Below are 3,633 nucleotides of genomic sequence, written 5' to 3'. Positions count from 1 at the left end.
GGATCATGCTCTGTGCGGATGATCGTGGACGGCGCCCCCGGTGGCCCGGCCCCGTGGAACAGCTACGGTCAGGACGTCGTGGCCGGCGGGCCGCCGCCGGCCCGGGAGAACGGCTGCAGCCGCGTGACCAGGCCGCGGACCTCGGCCGCCGCGGCGGCGATGGTCTCCTCGGGGATACTCGGGGAGGCACCCTCCAGCAGGACCTCGAGCGCGGACAGCCGCTCGGCGATCTCGGCCATCAGGTCGAAGTCGCGGACCCTCGCCCGGGCGAGCTCTGCAAGCCGCTCGTTCTTCTCGAACAGCTCGACGAACACCGTGACCTTCGCGCGCAGCAGCCACGGGTCGAACGGCTTGGCGATGTAGTCGACCGCGCCGACGGCGTACCCACGGAACGCGTGGTGGGGCTCCCGGTCGATCGCGGTGAGAAAGATGATCGGAGTGTCCCGCGTCCGGCCACGCTGTTTGATGCGGTGCGCGGTTTCGAAACCATCCATGCCCGACATCTGGACGTCCAGGAGGATCACGGCGAAATCGTCCACCAGGAGGCGTTTGAGGGCGTCCTCCCCCGACGACGCGGTGACCAGATCCTGGTCGAGGGAGGCCAGGATCGCCTCGAGGGCCATCAGGTTGTCGGGCCGGTCGTCCACCAAAAGGATCTTGCTACGCGGACGTTCCGTGCCGTGCGCATCCTCGGCGTCCACCGCGCCCACGAGGCTGCCCTTGCGCTCGGTCACCTGCCCGCCTCCTCGCCCACGGCGCATTGCCAGCTTTGGGGACATGCGTCAAAACCCAACCGTACAAGCCCCCTCAAGCGGTCAGGCATCCGCGACCACACGCCTTCCGCAATACTCACGTTCCGTTCCCAGGAAGTATCGCCGACAAAACATCCGATCCAGGCACCCGGTCCAGACGAAGTCCTGCCGGTCGCGGCGCCCACCGTACCCGTGTGGGCCGGTACCGGCGCGTACCTCGCGGGCCGTTACCGGTATCCCTGCCCACCGGCCCCCGCGTCGGCGGACAGGCAAACAGGCGGACAGGCGGACATCGGCGGCTCCGAGGCTCCCTTCCATGCCCACCCGGACGCGGCCGCCCACGAGGTGCGACCACAGACGGATGCGACTTACCGGATGCCGTTCAGCGCCATGCGGCCGCCTACAGCTGCGACCGCATGGCGCTGAGCAGATGCCTGAGGTCGACCGGTTTGGTGATGTAGTCGGTCGCGCCCGCCTCGAAGCTCTTCTCCCGGTCACCCGGCATCGCGTTCGCGGTCAGCACCACGATCGGCAGGGCGGCGAAGGCAGGCATCTGCCGGATCGTCGACGTGGTCTCGTTCCCGTCCAGACCCGGCAGCATCACGTCCATCAGCACCAGATCGATCATCGAGCCCTCCTGCTGGAGCAGCCGGATCGCGTCATGGCCGTTGTCCGCGTACAGCACCCGCATGCCGTGCATCTCCAGCGCGCTGGTGAGGGCGAACACGTTGCGGACGTCGTCGTCGACGACAAGCACGGTCGCGCCGACCAGCGGGTCGGTCTCGTCCAGCCCGTTGACGGGCTCGGGGCGGGCGAACTCCTCGGGCGCTTCGGTGAGGAAGGACATACCGGTCGTCACCAGCCCTGTCACGCCCGGAACCGAACGCGACGAACGGCGTGCCGCCGGCACCGACAGCGCACCCGGCCCCTCCGCGGCGGATCCGTTCCTGGCCGGTCCGTCCTTACCCGATCCCGCCTGGCTCGACCAGGTCGTGGCGGCCGGCTCGGGGTCGGCATCCTCGCCCGGCACCCCGGCGGAACCGACCGGCCGGCCGGCCAACCGGGATCCCTCCAGCGGATGCCTGCCCTGTGCGCCCGCCGGCCGGCGCGACGCCGCCGCGCGGGGCTCCCCGGACAGCATGATGGTTCCCTCGTTGTCCCCGGGGGTGGTGGAGGGCAGGACCTCCGAGGGCATCACCGACGGTACGTACAGGGTGAAGGTGCTGCCCTGGCCGACGGCGCTGGCGACCCCGATGGCCCCGCCGAGCAGCCGCACGAGCTCCTTGCTGATCGACAGGCCGAGCCCGGTACCGCCGTAACGGCGTGACGTCGTCCCGTCCGCCTGCTGGAAGGCCTCGAAAATCATGCGGAGCTTGTCGGCCGCCACCCCGATACCGGTGTCGGACACGCTGAACGCCAGCGCCACCGGCGCGGCGGACAGGCTCGGCGCGGTGAACGCGATCTCGTCGGACGCGACGGTGACGTCCAGGCGCACCTCACCGGAATCAGTAAACTTCACCGCATTGGACAGCAGATTCTTCAACACCTGCTGAATACGCTGCTCATCGGTGACGAATTCCGCCGGGACGTCGCTGGCAACCGTCACCTCGAATGACAGCCCCCGCTCCTCGGCGAGCGGGCCGAATATCTGTGCGACCGCGTCGCACAGGGTCGTGGTGCGGACGGTGGTGGCTTCGACGTCCATCTTGCCGGCCTCGACCTTCGACAGGTCGAGAATGTCGTTGATGAGCTCGAGCAGTTCGGAACCGGCCGAGTGGATCGTCTCGGCGAAATCGATCTGCTTGGGGGTGAGGTTGGCCTCCGGGTTGTCGGCGAGCAGCTTCGCCAGCAGCAGCAGGCTGTTGAGCGGCGTGCGCAGCTCGTGGCTCATGTTCGCCAGGAACTCCGTCTTGTACTGCGACGACAGGGCGAGCTGCTCGGCCTTCTCCTCCAGCCCGATGCGGGCCATTTCGATTTCCCGGTTCTTCTCCTCCAGCAGCGCGGCCTTCTCCTCCAGCTCGTTGTTGGTGCGCTGGAGCTCCACCGACTGCGAGCGCAACTCCTGGGTGAGGCGCTGCGACTGGGCGAGCAGCTCCTCCGTCCGCGCGTTCGCCATGATCGTGTTCAGGACGACACCGATCGTGCCGACGAGCTGGTCGACCAGGTGCAGGTGCAGCTCGGAGAACCGGGTGAAGGAGGCGAGTTCGATGACCCCGAGCACCTGCTCCTCGAAGAGGACCGGCACGACGACGAGATCGCTCGGTGGAGCCTCCCCGAGGCCGCTGCGGATGTAGAGGTAGCCGTTGGGCACCTGTTCCACCCGGATGCCCTTCTTCTCCACCGCGGCATGGCCGATGAGGCCCTCCCCGAACAGGAAGGTGCCGTCGGAGCGCTTGCGGGGCGCCGAGCCGTAGCCGGCGACGTGCCGCAGCTTGTCGCCCTCGATGAAGTCGAGCAGGTAGACCGTGCCGAGCTGGGCGCCGACCGCCGGCGTCATCTCACTGATAATCATCTGGCAGACCGCGTACAGGTCGCGCTGGCCCTGCATCTTGCTGCCGATACGGGCGATGTTCGACTTCAGCCAGTCCTGCTGGGCGTTCTTCTCGGTGGTCTCCCGCAGGTTGGCGATCATCTGGTTGATGTTGTCCTTGAGCTCGGCGACCTCACCCTCGGCCTCCACCGTGATCGAGCGGGTGAGGTCACCGCGGGTAACCGCGGTCGACACCTCGGCGATCGCCCGGAGCTGGGTCGTCAGCGTGGACGCGAGCTGGTTGACGTTGTCGGTGAGGGCCTTCCAGGTGCCGGCCACCCCGTCGACCGTGGCCTGGCCGCCGAGCTTGCCCTCGGTACCGACCTCCTTGGCCACCCGGGTGACCTCGTC

General features: G+C 68.3%; 2 protein-coding genes. Both read right to left on the bottom strand.

Going from position 1 to position 3,633, the window contains the following annotated elements; translation table 11 throughout:
• Positions 1-68: 68 nt before the first annotated feature.
• On the bottom strand, positions 69-734 hold the full coding sequence (locus CM1CMNOD_RS03150) for a response regulator (RefSeq protein WP_013872222.1): 666 nt from the start codon (positions 732-734) through the stop codon (positions 69-71).
• A gap of 418 nt (positions 735-1,152) precedes the next feature.
• Positions 1,153-3,633, bottom strand: a 2,481-nt coding sequence (locus CM1CMNOD_RS03145) for an ATP-binding protein (protein ID WP_131773828.1), incomplete at its 5' end; no start/stop codon positions are given.

The organism is Protofrankia symbiont of Coriaria myrtifolia, from assembly GCF_900634755.1.
GTDB lineage: Bacteria > Actinomycetota > Actinomycetes > Frankiales > Frankiaceae > Protofrankia > Protofrankia coriariae.
The sequence above is the reverse complement of the archived record's forward strand: the minus strand, read 5'-3'. Positions and strand labels throughout refer to the sequence as shown.